Raw genomic sequence first — 18,328 nt, 5'->3', positions numbered from 1 at the left:
AGGGGCTGCCTTGCAGCCCATCGCCGGCAAGCCGGCTCCCACATGGGCTATGAAGATTCCTGTGGGAGCCGGCTTGCCGGCGATGGGCCGCACAGCGGCCCCGTTCAGGCGATCAGCCCTGCCAGTTGCCGCCCTCGACGATCACGCTCTCAGGCTTGGTGTCATCGCTCAGTTCCTTGCGCACGTACTGGTCGTACAGCTTGAGCAGGAACTTCTCCTCGCCGAGCTTGGCCAGTTCGGCGTTCACCCAATCGCGCAACTCGGTATTGCCCTTCTTCACCGCCGGGGCGATCGGTGCTTCGTCACCCAACAGCTGTGGCAGCACGCGGTAGCCCGGGTTCTGCTTGGCCCAGCTGAACAGGATGAGGTTGTCCTGGGCATAGGCATCACCCCGACCGTTGGCCAACGCGGCCAGCGACTCGGTGTTCTTCTCGAACTTGAGCAGTTTCCAGTCCGGGTGGGTCTTGGTCAGCCAGATGTCGGCGGTAGTGCCGGTCGTGACGATGATGGTCTTGTCGGCCAGGTCGTCTAGTTTCTGCACCGGGCTACCGTCGGCGACGATGGCCTGCACCGCCACGCGCAGGTTGGGGTTGGTGAAATCCACCGCCTCTTTGCGCTCGGGGGTGACGGTCATGTTGGCCAGGATCAGGTCAACCTTGTCGCTCTGCAGGAACGGGATGCGGCTGGCAGGCTCGACGGCGACGAACTCGACCTTGTTCTCGTCGCCCAGCAGGTCCTTGGCGAAGCGCCGGCCGATGTCGGTGTCGAAGCCCACGTAGCGACCGCTTTCATCGACGAAGCCGAACGGTGGCTTGTCGGTGAACACGCCGACGATCAGCTTGTCGCGGGCCTTGATGGTTTCCAGGTAGCTGCTGGCCGGCGAGGCGGCGGCGGGCTTGGCCGGGTCTTCGGATTTGTTGCAGCCGGCCAGCAGGGCCAGGCCCAGCAATGGCGCGAGCAGTTTGGCGAACGGGGCAGTCTTCATGACAGTTCCTTGTGCAGTGGCTTAGACAGTGTCTTGGGCAGGCTTTCGACGAACGAGAATTTCTCCAGGAACTGCTGCGCGCGTGCGGTCTGCGGTTGAGTGAAGAAGCGCTCAGGGTGGTTCTGTTCAAGGATCCTGCCGGCCTCCATGAACACGATGCGGTCGGCCACCGCGCGAGCGAAGGCCATTTCGTGGGTGACGATGAGCAGGGTCATGCCTTCGCGGGCCAGGCCCTGGATCACCTGCAGCACTTCCTTGACCATCTCAGGGTCGAGGGCGGCGGTGACTTCATCGAAGAGCATCACCTGTGGGTTCATGCATAACGACCGGACAATGGCGATGCGTTGCTGCTGGCCACCGGAGAGCTGGCGCGGGAACGCGTCACGCTTGTCCAGCAGCCCTACCCGGGCCAGCAGAGCCTCGGCCTGGGCCTGGGCCTCGTGGCGTTCGCGCTTCTGCACCTTCAGCGGCCCCAGCAGCAGGTTGTCGATCACGCTCATGTGGCCGAACAGGTGGTAGCTCTGGAACACCATGCCGACCCGCTGGCGCACCTGGCGCCAGTCGGTGTCGGGACCGAGCAGCTCCTGGCCGTCGAGGCGCAAGCTGCCGCCCTGGGCATCCTCCAGGCCATTGAGGCAACGCAGCAAGGTACTCTTGCCGCAGCCGCTGGGGCCGAGGATCACCACCACTTCGCCGGCCTGCACCGCGAGGTCGACATCCTTGAGCACCTGATGCTCGCCGAAAAACTTGTTGAAGCCTTGGAATTCGATCAATGGGTTCATGCGTGGGCCCAACGCCGCTCCAGCACGTCGGATGCAACCGACAGTGGGTAGCAGACAAGAAAGAAGAACAGGAACAGCGCGCCGTAGATCAGCACCGACTCGTAAGTGCGCTCGATGATCTGCTGGCCTGCCTTGATCACTTCGACCACGCCGATCAGTACCGCCAGCGAGCTGGTCTTGATGATCCGCGTGTAGATATTGATGGTCGGCGGCGTCATGCGCTTGAGTGCCTGGGGCATCAGCACATAGCCGTACAGCTGCCAGCCACTCAGGCCGATCGACAGCCCCGCCTCGCGCTGGCCACGCGGCAACGACTGCAAGGCACCACGCACCACCTCGCCCACTTCGCTGGCGCCCCACAAGCCCAGCACCAGCACTGCGCACCAGAAGCTGGGGATGCTCAGGCCGAAGAAGATCGGCAGCCCGAAGAACACCAGGTACAGCCAGACCAGCACCGGAATCGCCCGGAACAGCTCCAGGTACACCTGCAGCAAAAGGTTCAGCCAGCGTTTGCCGAGGGTCGCCAGCACGCCATAGAGCACGCCGCCCAAGGTGGCGAACAGGATGCCCAGAGCCGAGATGGCCAGGGTCTGCCCAGCGCCGGCAGCCAGTTGCGGCAACGACACCTGTAACAACTCAATGCCCGAACTGGCCATGTTGCAGCCTCCGTTCCAGGTAGCGCAGCAGCAGCGACAGCGGCAGGAAGATCAGCACGCAGAGCAGGGTCAGCACGGCGAGCATTTCGTAGGTCTTGTAGTACAGGGCGATGTAGTTCTTGGTGGTGTAGAGGATCTCCGGCACCGCCACCGCCGACACCACTGTGGTTTCCTTGAGCAGGAAGACGAAATTGGCGAACAACGCCGGCAGGCTGAGGATGCCGGCCTGGGGCAGGATCACATGGCGTAGCAACTGCCCCTCGGAAAGACCGATGGAGCGCCCGGACTCAAGCTGCGCGCGTGGCACGGCCTCGACACCGGCGCGCAGTACCTCGGTGAGATAGGCCCCGCCCATGAACGTCATGGTGATGATGGCGGCGCTGAAACCGGACACCTTCACACCCAGGCTCGGCAAAGCGAAGTAGACGAAGAACAGCTGGATCAGCAACGGCGTGTTACGCGCCAGCTCCACATAGCCCCTGACCAGGCGCCACACGAAGGGCGTGCGAAACACCAGGATCGTCGCGTTGAGCAATGCCACCAGCAGCGAGGTGACGATGGCGATCAACCCGACTTGCAGGGTCACACCCACGGCCTTGAAGAAGGCCGGCAGTGTGCTAAGCATGAAGGCAGTGTCGAAGCTCATGGAAGTGGCCTCGACGCGGGGTCACGAAGGTACGGCATAGGAAGAGTCCAGGGTCGGCACGAGGGTCGCTCGGCGTCGTTTAACCGGTGGTGGCGCTGTGCCGGTAGGCACGATTTATAGACTCTAAATGCATAAAAATATTTTTATAAATACCTTTATCGCATATCTATATCACCGCCCTGAATTCCTCTGAAAATTCCTTCATTCACTCACGGATCTTTCCGGGTAAATCCCCCTCAAAGGGTTTCAAACTGTGACTTGCACGGCCCATCACATTTAACAAGGACGACAACGATGAACAGCCCCTGCTTGCCTGCTTCGAACGAACAACTGCTGTGGCTCCTGGCGCTACGCCGGGCATTGGCCAATCAGCGCTGAGGCTTGCCCGCGATAGGCAATACAGACCTACCCTTCTTCAAGCCAGCGCAAACAAAAACGCCGACGCAAAATGCGTCGGCGTTTTTCGTAGCGTTTCGCGTATCAGAACGCCGGCAATACCGCGCCGCTGTACTTCTTCTCGATGAACGCCTTCACTTCCGGGCTGGTCAGCGCCTTGGCCAGCTTCTGGATGGCCACGCTGTCCTTGTTGTCCGGGCGGGCGACCAGGAAGTTCACGTAAGGCGAATCGCTGCCTTCGATCACCAGGGCATCCTTGGCCGGGTTCAGGCCGGCTTCAAGGGCGTAGTTGGTGTTGATCATGTCCAGGTCGACCTGATCCAGCACGCGCGGCAGCATGGCCGACTCAAGCTCCTTGAACTTGAGCTTCTTCGGGTTCTCGGCGATGTCTTTCGGCGTGGCCAGGGCGTTCTTCGGATCCTTCAGGGTGATCAGGCCAGCCTTCTGCAGCAGCAGCAAGGCGCGACCGCTGTTGCTGCCCTCGTTGGGGATCGCCACGGTGGCGCCGTCCTTCAGCTCGGCCAGGCTCTTGACCTTCTTCGAGTAGCCACCGAACGGCTCGACATGCACACCGATCACGGTTTCCAGGTGAGTACCCTTGCCTTCGTTGAAGCTCTTCAGGTACGGCAGGGTCTGGAAGTAGTTGGCGTCCAGGCGCTTCTGGTCGACTTGCACGTTGGGCTGCACGTAGTCGGTGAAGACCTTGATCTGCAGGTCTACGCCTTCCTTGGCCAGGGTCGGCTTGATCAGTTCGAGGATTTCGGCATGCGGCACGGGCGTGGCGGCGACCACCAGTTTCTCGGCGGCATTGGCCAGGCCAGCAAACGACAGGGCGGCGGCCAGGGCGGTGGTCAGCAGGGTCTTTTTCATGGTGATCCTTGTTCTGAAGCTGGGCCATCGCAGATGGCGAGTCGGGTGCCCATCCGTTCGGGTGGGCGTGAGTGGACAATACCGAGATTTTTTATTCCGTAACAATATCTTTTGATTAGCTTCTTATTCCAAAAACAAATCGCCATCATGGCCTTTGCTTATGAAAGGCTACGCGCTGCTCTACGGCGCGGATTCGCCCAATTGCGCCAGGGCTGCGCCCAGCAGCCCGCGCAGATCGGCCAGGGTTTCCGGCTCTCGGCTGGCGCCCAGTTGCGCTAGCTGGCGAGCCAGGCTAGCCAACGGTGCGGTATCCGGCAGATCGAGATGCGCGGGAAGGATCTCCTCACCGTCGCTGACCAGCAGAGCGAAGTGGATGACGTTCTCCAGCTCACGGGTATTGCCCGGCCAGGCATGGGCCTCCAGCGCCTGCTGGGCCGCCTCACTGATCAGGGGCAGTGGCCGATCCAAGCGTACGCTGTAGATGCCGACGAAGTATTCGGCAAGTGGCAGGATATCGCCGACCCGATCACGCAATGCCGGCAGCTCGAGTTCACCCTCGTGCAGGTAATGGTAAAGCCGTTCGTTGAAGCGCCCGGCGCGCACGGCCTGGGCCAGGTCGATGCTGGAAGCGGCCACCAGCCGCACATCGACGGCCTGCGGCTGAGTGGCACCGACCCGGGTTACCTCGCGGTTCTCCAAGGCCGTCAGCAGCTTGCCCTGGATTGCCAGGGGCAGGTCGGCAATCTCGTCCAGATAAAGCGTGCCGCCGTTGGCCGAACCGAACCAGCCGGCACGGCTGCTGGCGGTACCGCCCTGGCTGCCGGCGCTGTAGCCGAACAGCTCGGCATCGGCATAGGTCGGGCTGATGGCCGCGCAGTTGACCGAGACGAACAGCCCGCCCCGGTCGCTGGCGCGATGAATCTGCCGGGCCAGCAGCTCCTTGCCGGTGCCGGTCTCGCCACGGATCAGCACCGGCAACGGTTGTGGTGCCAGCCGCTCTAGCGCCTGACGCAACGCCTGGGAACGCGGATCGACGAATACCAGCGCCTTGGCACGGATGCTCAGTGGGCTCTTGTCCAGTTCGGGGAAGGTCAGCAGTGGCTGACCGAAAGGGGTGTGAAATGTCATGGAATACTCCCGCCCCGGCCGCACGCGGTCGAGGGATTCAGCTCGCTCGATGAAAACCTGTGGATCAGGCGCGACGCAGGGCGCGCTGGTCGACACGGGCCTGCAGCCGGTAGAGATAGGCGAAGCCCTGCTCCCAACGCTCATGCCCGGACTTGACGTTGATATGCCCGGCGTCGGCCAGCAGCCCGGCTTCGGCCCCCCAGGCCTGCGCCAGGTACAACGCACGCGGTACGCTCACCGCCGGATCGTTGTCGGAGCTGACCACCTGGCTGGGGAATGGCAGGGCCTGCAGGGGAATCGGCGCAAAGTTGCGCAGCGCCGGCGCGCAGGTTGGCCGCTCGACATCCGCCGGCGCCACCAGCAACGCACCGCGCACTCTTTGCAGCAGCTCCGGGCTGGCCTGGGCGGCCCAATGGGCGACCGTGATGCAGCCCAGGCTGTGGGCGATGAGAATCACCGGCGAACGCTCGGCGGCAATCGCCTGCTCCAGCGCCTGGACCCAGTCGCGCCTCTGCGGGGTCAGCCAGTCATGCTGCTCGACCCGGGCGCTGTTGGGCAGGCTGCGCTGCCAGTGACTTTGCCAATGGTTGTCTGGCGATCCTTGCCAGCCCGGCACAATCAGGTAACGAATCGACTCATTGCGCATGGGGACGCCTCCGGAAGTTTGCGTGCTTGGGTGCAAGTATAGGGAGGGAGTTATATTCGTAAAGGAATAAGAAGCTATTTATTAATAACCAAAATCTCATATGAAAGAAGCTTGGCTGCGCATAAAAAAAGGGCCATCCCCTGCCAAGGAAAATGGCCCCTAAGCACTTGCCTGAAGAAGGTATCGCCGGTCAGCGCGCGGTGATCACCGCCAGCTTGCTGATCCCGGCACGCTCGATCGCCGCCATTGCCCGGGCGACCTCGCCGTAGTTCACACCATCGTCGGCCTGCAGCTGCACACGCAGCTCGGCGTCCTTGTCCTTGGCAGCCTTGAGATTGGTCTCCAGCAGGTCGGGCTGGATCTCGTCCTTGTTGATGAACAGCTTGCCACTGCCATCGATGCTCACCACCAGCGGATCCTTCTGCTCCACCGGGGCCACGGCCTCGGTCTTGGGCAGGTTGATCGGGATGGCGTTGGTCAACAACGGCGCGGTGACGATGAACACCACCAACAGCACCAGCATGACGTCCACCAACGGCGTGACGTTGATTTCACTCAACACTTCATCGCTGTCCTGGGTCGAGAAGGCCATGTCAGGACGCCTCCTTCACCGGTTGGGTGAAGCCGGCGTGCTGGCGCTGCACCGCCGGATGCACCAGCACGCGGAAGGCACTCTTCTGCGCCAGGCTGTAGAAGTCGTGGGCGAAGTCGTCGAGGTCTGCCGCAGTCAGCTTCAGGCGACGGAGGAAGTAGTTGTAGACCAGCACCGCCGGCACCGCGACAGCGATGCCCACGCCGGTGGCGACCAGCGCCGCGCCGATCGGCCCGGCCACGGTCTCCAGGCTCGCCGAGCCCGCCGCGCTGATGCCCTTGAGCGCCTCCATGATGCCCCACACCGTGCCGAACAGGCCGATGAAGGGCGAGGTGCTGCCGATGCTGGCCACCACCGCCAGGCCGGTTTCCAGCGACCGACGCTCGCGGACGATCTGCTGGCGCAAGGCGCGCTCCAGGCGGTCCTGGTGGTTGATGGCCTGGCTGAGGTCACTGGCCTGGCCAGGCTCGCCGACCGCAATCGCCGCAAATCCCGCCTGAGCAACACGGGCAGCCGGGCCTGGCAGATCGTGGGCCGGCTCGGCGGCGGAGTCGAGGCTGGACGCGGCCCAGAACTGTTGATGGAAGCGTTTGTCCTGCTGCTTCAGGCGTACGAACTGCACGACCTTGACCAGGGCCAGCGCCCAGGTGGCGACGGAGAAGCCGACCAGCAGCCAGATGACCGCGCCTTCAACGGATTCGAGGGGAGATGCCAACAAGCTCATGATGAAGTCCTTCCTGTGTGCGCTCGCAAGTTAACGAAGCTTGAAATCGATCGGTACGCTGACCCAACCCACCTGGGCCACCTCGCCCTGCTTGGCCGGGACGAAGCTCCAGCGTTTCACCGCGGCTAGCGCGGCAGCGTCCAGGGCGTCACGACCACTGCTTTTCTGGATCTGGATCTGCCCTGGCTTGCCACTGGGCAGCACCTCGACGCGCAGCAGCACGGTGCCCTCCCAGCCACGGCGCTGGGCCATCTGCGGATATTCCGGCGCCGGGTTCTTGAGGTACGCCGCGTTGGCCGAGGCTGGCGTCACCGGGGCCGGGGCGGGTGGCGCAGGCGCAGGCGGAGCCGGCGCGGCCACGGGCGTAGGCGTGGGTGGCGGCGCTTCGACCGGTTTCGGCTGCGGTTTTGGCTGTGGCTTGGCCACAGGTTTGGGCACGACTTTCGGCTTGGGCTTTGGCTTGGCAGCCAACTCGTCGAGCACCGGCGGTGGCGGTTCGAGCACAGGCGCTGCCGGGGCTGGCGGCGGCGGCTCGACGACTGGCGGCGCGGGCGCGGCGAACTCGATGGTCATGGGCGGAATCTGTGGCGGCACGTTGGGCAACGCCGGGGTCGGTGCCTGGTTGATCCAGTAGGCGACGGCACCGTGCAGGGCCAGCACCAGCAGCACCAACGCCAGCTTGTCGCGTCGTTTGAGGCCGCTCAGCGGCGTGCGTTGCAGGCGTAACTGGCCAAGCGGCAGGCGCAGCGTGCGTCCGAGCTCGACCAGGTCGCCCGCTGCCGGGTGCCATGGCTGCTCAAAGGCCCTGACGGCCGTCTGGACATTACCCATTGCTAGAAACTCCTGGGGTGTTGATTCAGGTGTGTGGCTGAATCATCGGGCTCAGGGGCTTAGCTCAGAAAGAAATGTTTAAACGTAAAATTAGACCAGAATGGAATAATTATTTCGATGGTCTGTCCACAGCCCGCGTCGTTTGCGGGCTACCGCAGAACAGCTTGCGAACGATGCCTTATCAGCATTCAAAATATTCGTTCAAGGCATCAATCCGCTGCGAGGGCTTTGCCCTCGATCGCTGGCAAGCCAGCTCCCACAAGTCATTGCAGCAGACCTTGTACTGTGGGGCCGGCTTGCCGGCGATGGGCTGCAGCGCAGCCCCGACTATCCGCCAGCACATAAAAAACCCGGGACCAAGCCCGGGTTCTTCATGCAACTGGCGAATCAGATATCCGCCACCTTCTGCCACACCTTCGGCCGGAAGAACAACGTCTCCCCCCGCGCCAACCCGGTCAGGCTGTCGTGATCCTTGACCACCTCGGCCTCGATCAGCTCGCTCTGCCCTTCCACCTTCAGCGTCACCCGGGTAGTCGCGCCCAACGGACGGATATCGCGGACCTCGGCGGCATGGTGGCCTTCGGTCTCATGGCGCGACAGCGACACCTCGTGCGGGCGGAACAGCACATGGTGGCCTTCGCTCAGCGCCAGGCGGTTGGAGTCACCCAGGAAGTGGTAGACAAAGTCGTTGGCCGGTTTCTCGTACACCTCACCCGGCGAACCGATCTGCTCGATCACACCCTTGTTCATCACCACGATACGGTCGGCGACCTCCATGGCCTCTTCCTGGTCGTGGGTAACGAACACCGAGGTCAGGTTGATGTCTTCGTGCAGCCGCGCCAACCAGCGGCGCAGCTCCTTGCGCACCTTGGCATCCAGCGCCCCGAACGGCTCGTCGAGCAGCAAAACCTTGGGCTCCACCGCCAGGGCACGAGCCAGGGCGATACGCTGGCGCTGGCCGCCGGACAGCTGCTCGGGGTAGCGGTCCGAGAGCCAGTCGAGCTGGACCATGTTCAGCAGCTCATGGACCTTCTCGGCGATCTTGCTCTCGCTCGGGCGCTCGCCCTTGGGTTTCATGCGCAAGCCGAAGGCGACGTTGTCGAATACGCTCATATGGCGGAACAGCGCGTAGTGCTGGAACACGAAGCCGACGTTGCGATCACGCACGTCGTGCCCGGACACGTCCTCACCATGGAACACGATGCTGCCGTCATCCGGCGTTTCCAGGCCGGCGATGATGCGCAGCAGGGTGGTCTTGCCGCAGCCGGACGGGCCAAGCAAAGCCACCAGCTCACCGCTGTGGATATCCAGGTTGATGTTGTCCAGGGCCTGGAAGCTGTTGAAGCGCTTGCTGACGTTACGAACTTCGATCGACATGAATCATTCCTCCGCGGCGCTGTGGCGCAGGCGGTTAATACGGTTCTCGCTCCACTGCTTGAGCAGCAGGATGAAGAGCGCCAGGATCAGCAGCAGGCTGGCCACGCTGAAGGCCGCGACATGGTTGTACTCGTTGTAGAGGATCTCAACGTGCAGCGGCAAGGTGTTGGTGACGCCACGGATATGCCCGGACACCACCGACACCGCGCCGAACTCGCCCATGGCCCGCGCGGTACACAGCACCACGCCGTAGATCAGGCCCCATTTGATGTTCGGCAGGGTGACGTGCCAGAACATCTGCCAGCCGTTGGCGCCGAGCAGGCGCGCGGCCTCCTCTTCCTGGGTGCCCTGCTCCTGCATCAGCGGGATCAGTTCACGGGCGACGAACGGCACGGTGACGAAGATGGTCGCCAGGACGATGCCCGGCAGGGCGAACACGATCTGGATGTCGTGGTCCTGCAGCCAAGGGCCGAACAGGCCCTGGGCGCCGAACATCAGCACGTAGACCAGGCCGGCGATCACCGGTGACACCGAGAACGGCAGGTCGATCAGGGTCACCAGGATACTTTTGCCACGGAAGCTGTACTTGCTCACGCACCAGGCGGCGCTGACCCCGAACAGCAGGTTCAGCGGCACCGAGATGGCCACCGCCAGCAGGGTCAGCTTGAGCGCAGACAAGGCATCGGCCTCGAAGATCGCCTCGAAGAAGGTGCCGAAGCCGTTTTTCAGGGCCTGAGACACAACGATCACCAGCGGCAGGGCCAGGAACAGCGCAAAGACGATCCAGGCCAGGGTGATCAGCACGCGGCGCGAAGTGGCACTGCCACGCCGGGCGGCGTTGGCGGCGGCGGTCGCGCCAAGGGTTGATGAAGACATTAGCGGGCCTCCTTCAAGGGGTTTCGATGCGCCGCTGCAGCAGGTTGATCAGCAGCAGCAGGATGAAGGAAACCACCAGCATCAACACGCCGATGGCGGTGGCGCCGGTGTAGTCGTACTGGTCGAGCTTGACCATGATCAGCAGCGGCAGGATCTCGGTCTTCATCGGCATGTTGCCGGCGATGAAGATCACCGAGCCGTACTCGCCCACGCCGCGGGCGAAGGCCAGGGCGAAGCCGGTCAACCACGCTGGCAGCAACGCCGGAGCCAGTACATGGCGGAACACCTGCAAAGGTTTCGCGCCCAGGCAGGCGGCAGCCTCTTCCACCTCACGCGGGATGTCAGCCAGCACTGGCTGCACCGTGCGCACCACGAACGGCAGGGTGACGAACGTCAGCGCCAGGGTGATGCCCAGTGGGGTGTAGGCGATCTTGAAGCCAAGATCCGTGGCGAACTGGCCGACCCAGCCCGCGGGGGCGTACAAGGCGGTCAAGGCGATGCCGGCCACGGCGGTGGGCAGGGCGAACGGCAGGTCGATCATCGCGTCGATGACCTTGCGGCCGGGGAAGGTGTAGCGCACCAGCACCCAGGCCAACAGGGTGCCGATCACGCCGTTGATGATGGCGGCGAACAGGGCGGTGCCGAAACTCAGCTTCAGCGCGGCAATGACCCGCGGCGCGCTGACGATGTTCCAGAACTGCTCCCAGGTGAGCTGCGAGGCATGGATGAACATGGCCGCCAGCGGTATCAGCACGATCAGGCTGAGGTACACCAAGGTGTAGCCCAGCGTCAGCCCGAAGCCGGGTATGACGGGGGAAATGCGACGTGACATAAAGGTCCCTGGTTGAACGCACGAAGCCCGGGAGTCATCCCGGGCCGGTGCAGGCTACTGAAGGGTTTTGTTTGTGGGGCTGCTGCGCAGCCCTTTCGCTGGCAAGCCAGCTCCCACAGTGGCGGTACATTCCCGCTTCCTGTGGGAGCCGGCTTGCCGGCGAAAGGGGCGCGAAGCGGCCCCGCTTGTTCATTGCCGATCACTGTGCCTGATAAATCTGGTCGAACACACCGCCATCGTTGAAGAACTTCGGCTGCGCAGTCTTCCAGCCACCGAAGTCCTTGTCGATGGTCACCAGGTCCAGTTTCGGGAACTGCTTGCCGAATTCGGCGGCGACCTTCGCGTCACGCGGACGGTAGAAATTTTCCGCAGCGATCTTCTGGCCAGCCGGGCTGTACAGATGCTTGAGGTATTCCTCGGCGATCTTCTCGTTGCCCTTCTTCTCGGCGTTCTTGTCGACCACCGCCACCGGTGGCTCGGCCAGGATCGAAAGCGATGGGACGACGATTTCGAACTTGTCGCTGCCACCGTCTTCCTTCAGCGCCAGGAAGGCTTCGTTTTCCCACGCCAGCAGCACATCGCCCTGGCCGTTGTTGACGAAGGTGATGGTCGAGCCACGCGCGCCGGTATCGAGCACCGGCACGTGCTTGAACAGTTCCTGAACGTAGGCCTTGGCCTTGTCTTCGCTGCCGCCGGTCTTCAGGCCATAGGCCCAGGCGGCGAGGAAGTTCCAGCGGGCGCCGCCGGAGGTCTTCGGATTGGGCGTGATCACCGAGACGTCCTTCTTGATCAGGTCGCCCCAGTCCTTGATGCCTTTCGGGTTGCCCTTGCGTACCAGGAACACGATGGTCGAGGTGTACGGCGTGCTGGCGTCCGGCAGGCGCTTCTGCCAGTCCTCCGGCAGGGTCTTGCCGAGCTTGGCGATCTCGTCGATGTCGCCGGCCAAGGCCAGGGTCACCACGTCTGCGCGCAGGCCGTCGATGACCGCGCGGCCCTGCTTGCCCGAACCACCGTGGGACTGCTGGATCTTCACCTTGTCGCCGGGGTTGGCGGCTTGCCAATGCTTGATGAACTCGGCGTTGTACTGCTGGTACAGCTCGCGGGTCGGGTCATAGGACACGTTCAGCAATTCGTAGTCCTTGGCGATCGCGGAACCGGCAAAAACGGCACTGGCCAGGGCGGCAAGCGCATAACGGCGGATGGACATGGTGAAGCTCCCGATTGGCATTTTTCTAGTTTTGAAGGGGTGCGGTGTCAGCCGGTCTTGTTGCCGGGCTGCTGCAGGCGGAACTTCTCCTTGCGTTCGATCTGCACCACCTGGGCGTTATGCACGGTGATCTCCACCGCGCCAAAGCGCAGGTCGCGCAGGGCACTCTGGATTTCCCGCAGAATGGTGGCTTCGTCCTGACCGTCGATGCTGCGCAGAGATGCACTCATGCTCGTTCTCCTGTGAGTAAGGGAGCCGGGCAGAGGTTTTGAAGGGGATTTGCGCCTGGCTTGAGGGCAATACTAGTGAGGCGCGGATATTCTTAAAAATACTGTTTAAGAATGTTTATATAACCATTAGCGCGAACACTGAACCCTGTGGGAGCTGGCTTGCCAGCGATAGTGTCGTCAGCCTCACCGACGCTATCGCTGGCAAGCCAGCTCCCACAGGGTGCGCGTGGTTCTCAGGAAGTCTTTTCCGGCTCGCGGATCTTGTACCAGGCCACGTACAGCGCCGGCAGGAACAACAGCGTCAGCAGCGTTGCGCTGATAATGCCGCCGATCATGGCGTAGGCCATCGGCCCCCAGAACACTTCCCGGGCAATCGGGATCATCCCCAGGCTTGCCGCCGCCGCCGTCAGCAGGATTGGCCGACGGCGGTGGTTGGTCGCCTCCACCACCGCGTCCCAGGGGGTGTAGCCCTGCTCCTCGAATTCGTCGATCTGGGTCACCAGGATCACCGAGTTGCGGATGATGATCCCGGCCAGGGCGAGGATGCCGAGGATCGCCACGAAGCCCATGGGCGTGCCAGTGGGTACCAGGGCCAGGACCACGCCGATCAGCCCCAGCGGCGCGACGCTGACCACCAGGAACAGCTTCTGCACGCTGTGCAGCTGGATCATCAGGAAGGTCGCCATGAGGAACAGCATCAACGGAATGACATCGGCGATCGGCCCCTGGGCCTTGCCGCTCTCTTCCACCGTACCGCCGGTGGCCACGCCGTAGCCGGGCGGCAGCTTGCCGGCGAACTCGTCGATCTTCGGCTTGAGCTGGGCAACCAGGTTGGTCGGCTGGATATCGCCGACCACCGAGGCCTTGATAGTGATGGTCGGCTTGCGGTCGCGCCGCCACACCAATGGCTGCTCCAGCTCGTAGCGCACGGTGGCGAACGCCAGCAGAGGGATGGACACACCGCTGGGGCTGACGATCTGCAGGTTCTGCAGGGTGTCGGGCGAGCCCCGCTCGCTGTCCTCGGCGCGGGCGATGACGTCGACCAGGTAGATGTTGTCGTTGACCTGGGTAACCGGCACGCCGCTGACGATGCTGTTCATCACATTGGCCACGTCTTCTGACGACAGCCCCAGCTGGCGTGCCTTGTCCTGGGCAATCTCGATGCGCAGCACCTTACCGGGCTCGTTCCAGTCGTACATCATGTCGCCGATATGCTCGTTGCCGTCGAGCACCGTGGCCAGCTCGATGGCATAGCGCCGCACCTGGTCGATGTCCTTGCCGCTGACCCGGTACTGGATCGGCCGGCCCACCGGCGGGCCCATCTCCAGCGACTGCACGTTGCTGCCGATGCCGACGAAGTCCTCGCGCAGCAGTTTCTGCAGGCGCTCGATCATGCCCTGGCGCTCTTCGAAGCCCTTGCTGACAATCACCAGCTGGGCGTAATAGGGGTTCTGCAATTGCTGGTCGAGGGGCAGGTAGAAGCGAATCGCGCCCTGGCCGATGTAGGTGCTCCAGCGCACCAGGTCGGGGTCGTCCTTGATCTTCGCCTCCAGGCGATCCACCACCTTGCGCGTTTCCTCGATCGAGGCGTTCTGCGGCAGGTCGAGATCGACCAGGATCTCCGGGCGGTCCGAAGACGGGAAGAACTGGTTCTGCACGAAGCGCATGCCCACCACCGACAGTGCGAACAGCACGATGGTGCCGATCACCGTCACCCAGCGGTGGCGCATGCACCACAGCAGGCCGTGTTCGAACGCCCGGCCCACCCGCCCAGGTTCGGCCTCGTGGGGCTTGAGCTTTTCGCTGCTGAGGATATGCACGCCCAGCACCGGGGCGAAGAACACCGCCACCACCCACGACACCAGCAGCGCCACGGCGATCACCGCGAACAAGGTATAGGTGTATTCACCGGCCGAGCTGGCGTTGAGGCCGATCGGCACGAAACCGGCCACGGTCACCAGGGTGCCGGTAAGCATGGGGAAGGCCGTCGAGGTGTAGGCGAAGGTCGCCGCCTGCTCTTTCGTCTCGCCCATTTCCAGGCGCGTGACCATCACCTCCACGGTGATCATCGCGTCATCCACCAGCAGGCCCAGGGCAATGATCAGCGCACCCAGCGAAATCCGCTGCATGGTGATGTCGCTGTATTCCATGAACACGAACACCATGGCCAACACCAGTGGGATCGAACAGGCCACCACCAGCCCGGCACGCACGCCCAGGCTGACGAAGCTCACCACCAGCACGATCACCACGGCTTCGAACAAGGCACTGGTGAAGCCACCGACCGCCTGCTTGACCACCACCGCCTGGTCCGACACGGTATGTACGCCGACCCCGACCGGCAGTTCGCTGACGATGCTGTCCATCTTCTTCTTCAGCGCCGCGCCGAACACCTCGATGTTGCCGCCGGCCTTCATGCCGATGGCCAGGCCGATGGCGGGTTGGCCGTTGTAGCGGAAGATCGGCGACGGTGGATCGACATAGCCGCGCTCGATGTCGGCGATATCGGCCAGGCGGAAGAAGCGGTCGTTGATGCGCAGGTTGACCGTCTCCAGGTCTTTCTCCGAGGCGAACTGCCCGGTGGTGCGCACCGAGATGCGCTCGGGGCCGGCTTCGATCACCCCCGCCGGGGTCACCGCGTTCTGCGATTGCAGCGCCTCCATGACCTGCCGCTGGTCGATGCCCAGGGCCGCCAGCTTGCGGGTGGAAAAGTTCAGGTAGAGCACTTCGTCCTGGGTGCCGATCAGCTCGATCTTGCCGATGTTATGCACCTCGCGCACCTCGGCGCGGGCCTGCTCCACATAGTCGCGCAGCTGGCGCAGGTTCAGGCCATCGGAGGTGAAGGCGTAGATCGAGCCGAACACGTCGCCGAACTCGTCGTTGAAACCCGGCCCCTGCACGCCCTGCGGGAACTGGCCGCGGATGTCCTGGATCTTCTTGCGCACCTGGTACCAGATGTCCGGAATGTCCTTGGCCTTGGTGGTATCGAGCAGGTACACGTAGACCGTCGATTCGCCGGGGCGGGTATAGCTTTTCACGTAGTCGAGCGAGTCGAGTTCCTCGAGCTTCTTCTCGATCCGGTCGGTGATCTGGTACAGCGTCTCGTCCTGGGTCGCGCCGGGCCAGCGGGTCTGGATCACCATGGTCTTGATGGTGAAGGACGGATCCTCCTCTCGACCCAGGTTGAAGTAGGAAAAGACTCCCATCAGCAGGCCGACGAACATCAGGTACCAGACGAAGGACTGGTGCTTGAGCGCCCATTCGGAGAGGTTGAAGCTTCCTTTCATCGTGCGTCCTCGTCGAAGATGACCTTCTGGCCAGGCTTGAGGCTGTTCACGCCGGCGGTGACGACGCGCTCGCCGGGTTGCACACCGGAGGACAGGATGATGCTGTCAGGGCCACGCTCCGCCAGGGTGACGTCACGGGTGGCCACGGTCTTGCCCTGCGGGTCGACCACCCAGACCTGGGTCTTGCCATCGCGTTCGAGCAGCGCGGAAAGCGGCAACTGGCTGCGCGGGGTCAGTGCCGAGGTCAGGGTGACGCTGATCGCGGTCCCCAGGTGGAAAGCGTCCGGGGTGCTGGCCAGGGTCAGGCGGGCGCGACGGGTACGGGTGGTGGCATCGGCCTGGGGCTCCAACTCGCGCAAGGTGGCGGTGGTATTGATGCTCGGGTCGAGCTGCGAGGCGACGGTGAAGGTGAGGTCGCGGCGCAGTTGCTCGGCCAAGGCGATCGGCAGGTCGATCACCGCTTCCTTCACGTCCGGGCGCGCCAGGGTGACCACGGCCTGGCCGGCGCTGACGGTCTGCCCGGCCTCGGCCTGCCAGGCCGTGATCACGGCGGCATGGTCGGTCCGCAGGGTGCTGTAGTCGAGCTGGTCGCGGGCCTGGCTGAGCGCCGAGCGCGCCTGTTCCAGTGACGCGCCGGTGGTCTTCAGGTTGGTCTGGGCGATGTCCAGCTGGGCTTGGGCACCGACTCCGCGGTCATACAGCTGTTGCTGGCGACGGGCATCGGCCTGGGCATTGATCCACTGCGCCTGGACCCGCGCGAGGTCGCCTTCGGCGGCACGCAACTGGTTCTGCTGGTCGGTCGGATCGAGGGTAGCCAGGGTGTCGCCCGGCTTGACCTGGGCCCCGACATCCAGCCAGCGCCGGGCGATGCGGCCAGACACGCGAAAACCCAAGGTGCTCTCGAAACGCGCCTGGATGTTGCCGGCAAAGCGCCCAAGCTGCGCTTGCACCTGGGGCTCGACCACGGTCGACAGCACCGGTCGCACGGGTTCGGGCTGGACTTCCTCGCCACCACAGGCAGCCAGCAACGCACAGGCGGACAATATCGGCAGCAACGGCCTCATGGCGCGACTCCCCCGTTTCTGGCGTCGACCTTCTCGACCTGAATGCCTGGGTTCAACAGCTGGCCACCACTGACCACCACCACCTCACCGGCCTCGAGACCCTCGCTGATCACCACTTTGCCGGTCAGGTAGCGCGCCACCTGGACCTTGCGCAGTTGCGCCTTGTCGCCCTCGCCGACCACCCACACGGCGGGCTCGTTCAATGCCTTGGTCAGGGCGGACCAAGGCAGCTCGACGCTCGGTTTGCCATGGGCACTGGCCGACGCCGTCACCGGCGCACCAAGGGCCATGCCCTTGGGCACATCGCGCAGGGCCACCTTGACCTGCACCGTGCCGCTCTGCGCCGAGACCGTCGGGGTGATCTCGCGCACATGGCCCTGGGCGGTGATGGCGGGATTGTCGATCATGCTGATCGTCACGTCCTTCTCTTTGCTGGGCGCCACCAGCAGCGATTCGTAGACATTGAACACCGCGTCACGGTCGCCATCGACGGCCAGGCTGAAGATCGGCATGGTCGCCTGCACCACCTGGCCGACCTCGGCCTGACGCGCAGTGATAACGCCGTCGGCCTCGGACACCAATGCGGTGTAGCTCAATTGCTCGTTGGCGTTGGCCAGTTGCGCCTGGGCGGCCTTGAGCGCGCTCTGGCTGCTGCGCAGCGCGGCTTCGGCGGAGTCGTACTCGCTCTGGCTGGTGTAGCCCTTGGGCAGGAGTTTCTGCTGGCGCACGAACGCGGCGCTGGTCTGGGTGACTCGGGCCTGTTCGGCGAACACTTCGGCCTTGGCCGAATCGACGTTGTTCTGCAGGTCCTTGGGGTCCAGGCGCGCCAGTACCTGGTTGGCTTTTACATGGTCCCCGACATCGACGCTGCGGGCGATGATCTTGCCGCCCACGCGGAACGACAAGTCGGTCTGCACCCGCGCCTGCACGTCACCGGTCAGGGTGACCCGGGCGGCAAAGTCGGTGGGCTGCACCTGTTGCACCGCGACCCGGGGCAACACCTGGCCGACCTCCTCCTTGCCACAGCCTGATAGCAGGGACAGCAACCCCAGGCAAACGACCAGCGGCGCGCGCTCTAGCGTCATGCAGGCTCCTTGCTTCTCTCAGGTAAAAGGGATGCGTTTGAAAGCGTAGATCAGGGATCGACAAACGGCATTGGCCAGGGTTCAACAAAGCGAGACGGGATCGGCGATACTGCC

Annotated in this window: 18 protein-coding genes; all 18 read right to left on the bottom strand. The window is 63.6% G+C overall.

The features are described 5' to 3' along the window. Positions 1 to 112: 112 nt before the first annotated feature. Complete coding sequence (locus tag KSS90_RS01260) at positions 113 to 985, bottom strand: transporter substrate-binding domain-containing protein (protein ID WP_110697209.1); 873 nt, start codon at positions 983 to 985, stop codon at positions 113 to 115. Continuing rightward, complete coding sequence (locus KSS90_RS01255) at positions 982 to 1,767, bottom strand: amino acid ABC transporter ATP-binding protein (protein ID WP_217867927.1); 786 nt, start codon at positions 1,765 to 1,767, stop codon at positions 982 to 984. The genes KSS90_RS01260 and KSS90_RS01255 overlap by 4 nt, the downstream gene beginning before the upstream one ends. Next, positions 1,764 to 2,423 carry an amino acid ABC transporter permease gene (locus KSS90_RS01250; protein WP_217867926.1) on the bottom strand — a complete coding sequence of 220 codons (660 nt, stop codon included), beginning with the start codon at positions 2,421 to 2,423 and terminating at the stop codon, positions 1,764 to 1,766. Before KSS90_RS01250 ends, KSS90_RS01255 begins: the two co-directional genes overlap by 4 nt. Beyond that, positions 2,404 to 3,069: an amino acid ABC transporter permease gene (locus tag KSS90_RS01245; protein ID WP_217867925.1), complete on the bottom strand. Its 666-nt coding sequence runs from the start codon at positions 3,067 to 3,069 to the stop codon at positions 2,404 to 2,406. Before KSS90_RS01245 ends, KSS90_RS01250 begins: the two co-directional genes overlap by 20 nt. 480 nt (positions 3,070 to 3,549) lie before the next feature. Beyond that, on the bottom strand, positions 3,550 to 4,335 hold the full coding sequence (locus KSS90_RS01240) for a MetQ/NlpA family ABC transporter substrate-binding protein (protein WP_217867924.1): 786 nt from the start codon (positions 4,333 to 4,335) through the stop codon (positions 3,550 to 3,552). 180 nt (positions 4,336 to 4,515) lie between these two features. Beyond that, positions 4,516 to 5,463 (bottom strand): sigma 54-interacting transcriptional regulator, encoded by a 948-nt coding sequence (locus tag KSS90_RS01235; protein ID WP_217867923.1) that lies wholly within the window; start codon positions 5,461 to 5,463, stop codon positions 4,516 to 4,518. Between the two features lie 64 nt (positions 5,464 to 5,527). Continuing rightward, on the bottom strand, positions 5,528 to 6,109 hold the full coding sequence (locus KSS90_RS01230) for an alpha/beta hydrolase (protein WP_217867922.1): 582 nt from the start codon (positions 6,107 to 6,109) through the stop codon (positions 5,528 to 5,530). A gap of 190 nt (positions 6,110 to 6,299) precedes the next feature. Further along, positions 6,300 to 6,701: an ExbD/TolR family protein gene (locus KSS90_RS01225; RefSeq protein ID WP_028688526.1), complete on the bottom strand. Its 402-nt coding sequence runs from the start codon at positions 6,699 to 6,701 to the stop codon at positions 6,300 to 6,302. Between the two features lies 1 nt (position 6,702). After that, on the bottom strand, positions 6,703 to 7,425 hold the full coding sequence (locus KSS90_RS01220; RefSeq protein ID WP_217867921.1) for a MotA/TolQ/ExbB proton channel family protein: 723 nt from the start codon (positions 7,423 to 7,425) through the stop codon (positions 6,703 to 6,705). 30 nt (positions 7,426 to 7,455) lie between these two features. Further along, complete coding sequence (locus KSS90_RS01215) at positions 7,456 to 8,256, bottom strand: energy transducer TonB (protein WP_217867920.1); 801 nt, start codon at positions 8,254 to 8,256, stop codon at positions 7,456 to 7,458. A 387-nt stretch (positions 8,257 to 8,643) separates the two neighbouring features. Then, positions 8,644 to 9,633: a sulfate/molybdate ABC transporter ATP-binding protein gene (locus KSS90_RS01210; RefSeq protein WP_008093195.1), complete on the bottom strand. Its 990-nt coding sequence runs from the start codon at positions 9,631 to 9,633 to the stop codon at positions 8,644 to 8,646. 3 nt (positions 9,634 to 9,636) lie between these two features. Next, complete coding sequence (cysW, locus tag KSS90_RS01205; RefSeq protein WP_046853746.1) at positions 9,637 to 10,509, bottom strand: sulfate ABC transporter permease subunit CysW; 873 nt, start codon at positions 10,507 to 10,509, stop codon at positions 9,637 to 9,639. Between the two features lie 13 nt (positions 10,510 to 10,522). After that, positions 10,523 to 11,341, bottom strand: coding sequence for a sulfate ABC transporter permease subunit CysT (gene cysT / locus KSS90_RS01200; protein WP_023629656.1), 819 nt, complete (start codon positions 11,339 to 11,341; stop codon positions 10,523 to 10,525). A gap of 199 nt (positions 11,342 to 11,540) precedes the next feature. Beyond that, positions 11,541 to 12,548: a sulfate ABC transporter substrate-binding protein gene (locus KSS90_RS01195; RefSeq protein WP_046853745.1), complete on the bottom strand. Its 1,008-nt coding sequence runs from the start codon at positions 12,546 to 12,548 to the stop codon at positions 11,541 to 11,543. A gap of 47 nt (positions 12,549 to 12,595) precedes the next feature. Then, positions 12,596 to 12,778: a sulfur starvation response protein OscA gene (oscA, locus tag KSS90_RS01190; RefSeq protein ID WP_003258557.1), complete on the bottom strand. Its 183-nt coding sequence runs from the start codon at positions 12,776 to 12,778 to the stop codon at positions 12,596 to 12,598. 233 nt (positions 12,779 to 13,011) lie between these two features. Continuing rightward, complete coding sequence (locus KSS90_RS01185; RefSeq protein WP_217867919.1) at positions 13,012 to 16,065, bottom strand: efflux RND transporter permease subunit; 3,054 nt, start codon at positions 16,063 to 16,065, stop codon at positions 13,012 to 13,014. Beyond that, positions 16,062 to 17,129 carry an efflux RND transporter periplasmic adaptor subunit gene (locus KSS90_RS01180; protein ID WP_217867918.1) on the bottom strand — a complete coding sequence of 356 codons (1,068 nt, stop codon included), beginning with the start codon at positions 17,127 to 17,129 and terminating at the stop codon, positions 16,062 to 16,064. The genes KSS90_RS01185 and KSS90_RS01180 overlap by 4 nt, the downstream gene beginning before the upstream one ends. Next, the gene (locus KSS90_RS01175) at positions 17,126 to 18,214 is read right to left on the bottom strand and encodes an efflux RND transporter periplasmic adaptor subunit (protein WP_217867917.1); all 1,089 of its coding nucleotides are present in this window, start codon (positions 18,212 to 18,214) and stop codon (positions 17,126 to 17,128) included. The genes KSS90_RS01180 and KSS90_RS01175 overlap by 4 nt, the downstream gene beginning before the upstream one ends. Between the last annotated feature and the right edge of the window lie 114 nt (positions 18,215 to 18,328).

Origin of the sequence: Pseudomonas maumuensis (genome assembly GCF_019139675.1) — a bacterium.
GTDB classification, from domain to species: domain Bacteria; phylum Pseudomonadota; class Gammaproteobacteria; order Pseudomonadales; family Pseudomonadaceae; genus Aquipseudomonas; species Aquipseudomonas maumuensis.
Note: the sequence above shows the minus strand (reverse complement) of the source record. Positions and strands in the feature narration are given on the sequence as shown.

Coding starts and splice junctions, on each gene's coding strand:
- KSS90_RS01225 (WP_028688526.1), bottom strand. CDS start 6,701: ATGGCCTTCTCGACCCAGGACAGCGATGAAGTGTTGAGTGAAATCAAC.
- KSS90_RS01220 (WP_217867921.1), bottom strand. CDS start 7,425: ATGAGCTTGTTGGCATCTCCCCTCGAATCCGTTGAAGGCGCGGTCATC.
- KSS90_RS01195 (WP_046853745.1), bottom strand. CDS start 12,548: ATGTCCATCCGCCGTTATGCGCTTGCCGCCCTGGCCAGTGCCGTTTTT.
- KSS90_RS01255 (WP_217867927.1), bottom strand. CDS start 1,767: ATGAACCCATTGATCGAATTCCAAGGCTTCAACAAGTTTTTCGGCGAG.
- cysW (WP_046853746.1), bottom strand. CDS start 10,509: ATGTCTTCATCAACCCTTGGCGCGACCGCCGCCGCCAACGCCGCCCGG.
- KSS90_RS01230 (WP_217867922.1), bottom strand. CDS start 6,109: ATGCGCAATGAGTCGATTCGTTACCTGATTGTGCCGGGCTGGCAAGGA.
- KSS90_RS01250 (WP_217867926.1), bottom strand. CDS start 2,423: ATGGCCAGTTCGGGCATTGAGTTGTTACAGGTGTCGTTGCCGCAACTG.
- KSS90_RS01245 (WP_217867925.1), bottom strand. CDS start 3,069: ATGAGCTTCGACACTGCCTTCATGCTTAGCACACTGCCGGCCTTCTTC.
- KSS90_RS01235 (WP_217867923.1), bottom strand. CDS start 5,463: ATGACATTTCACACCCCTTTCGGTCAGCCACTGCTGACCTTCCCCGAA.
- KSS90_RS01180 (WP_217867918.1), bottom strand. CDS start 17,129: ATGAGGCCGTTGCTGCCGATATTGTCCGCCTGTGCGTTGCTGGCTGCC.
- oscA (WP_003258557.1), bottom strand. CDS start 12,778: ATGAGTGCATCTCTGCGCAGCATCGACGGTCAGGACGAAGCCACCATT.
- KSS90_RS01215 (WP_217867920.1), bottom strand. CDS start 8,256: ATGGGTAATGTCCAGACGGCCGTCAGGGCCTTTGAGCAGCCATGGCAC.
- KSS90_RS01210 (WP_008093195.1), bottom strand. CDS start 9,633: ATGTCGATCGAAGTTCGTAACGTCAGCAAGCGCTTCAACAGCTTCCAG.
- KSS90_RS01240 (WP_217867924.1), bottom strand. CDS start 4,335: ATGAAAAAGACCCTGCTGACCACCGCCCTGGCCGCCGCCCTGTCGTTT.
- KSS90_RS01185 (WP_217867919.1), bottom strand. CDS start 16,065: ATGAAAGGAAGCTTCAACCTCTCCGAATGGGCGCTCAAGCACCAGTCC.
- KSS90_RS01175 (WP_217867917.1), bottom strand. CDS start 18,214: ATGACGCTAGAGCGCGCGCCGCTGGTCGTTTGCCTGGGGTTGCTGTCC.
- KSS90_RS01260 (WP_110697209.1), bottom strand. CDS start 985: ATGAAGACTGCCCCGTTCGCCAAACTGCTCGCGCCATTGCTGGGCCTG.
- cysT (WP_023629656.1), bottom strand. CDS start 11,341: ATGTCACGTCGCATTTCCCCCGTCATACCCGGCTTCGGGCTGACGCTG.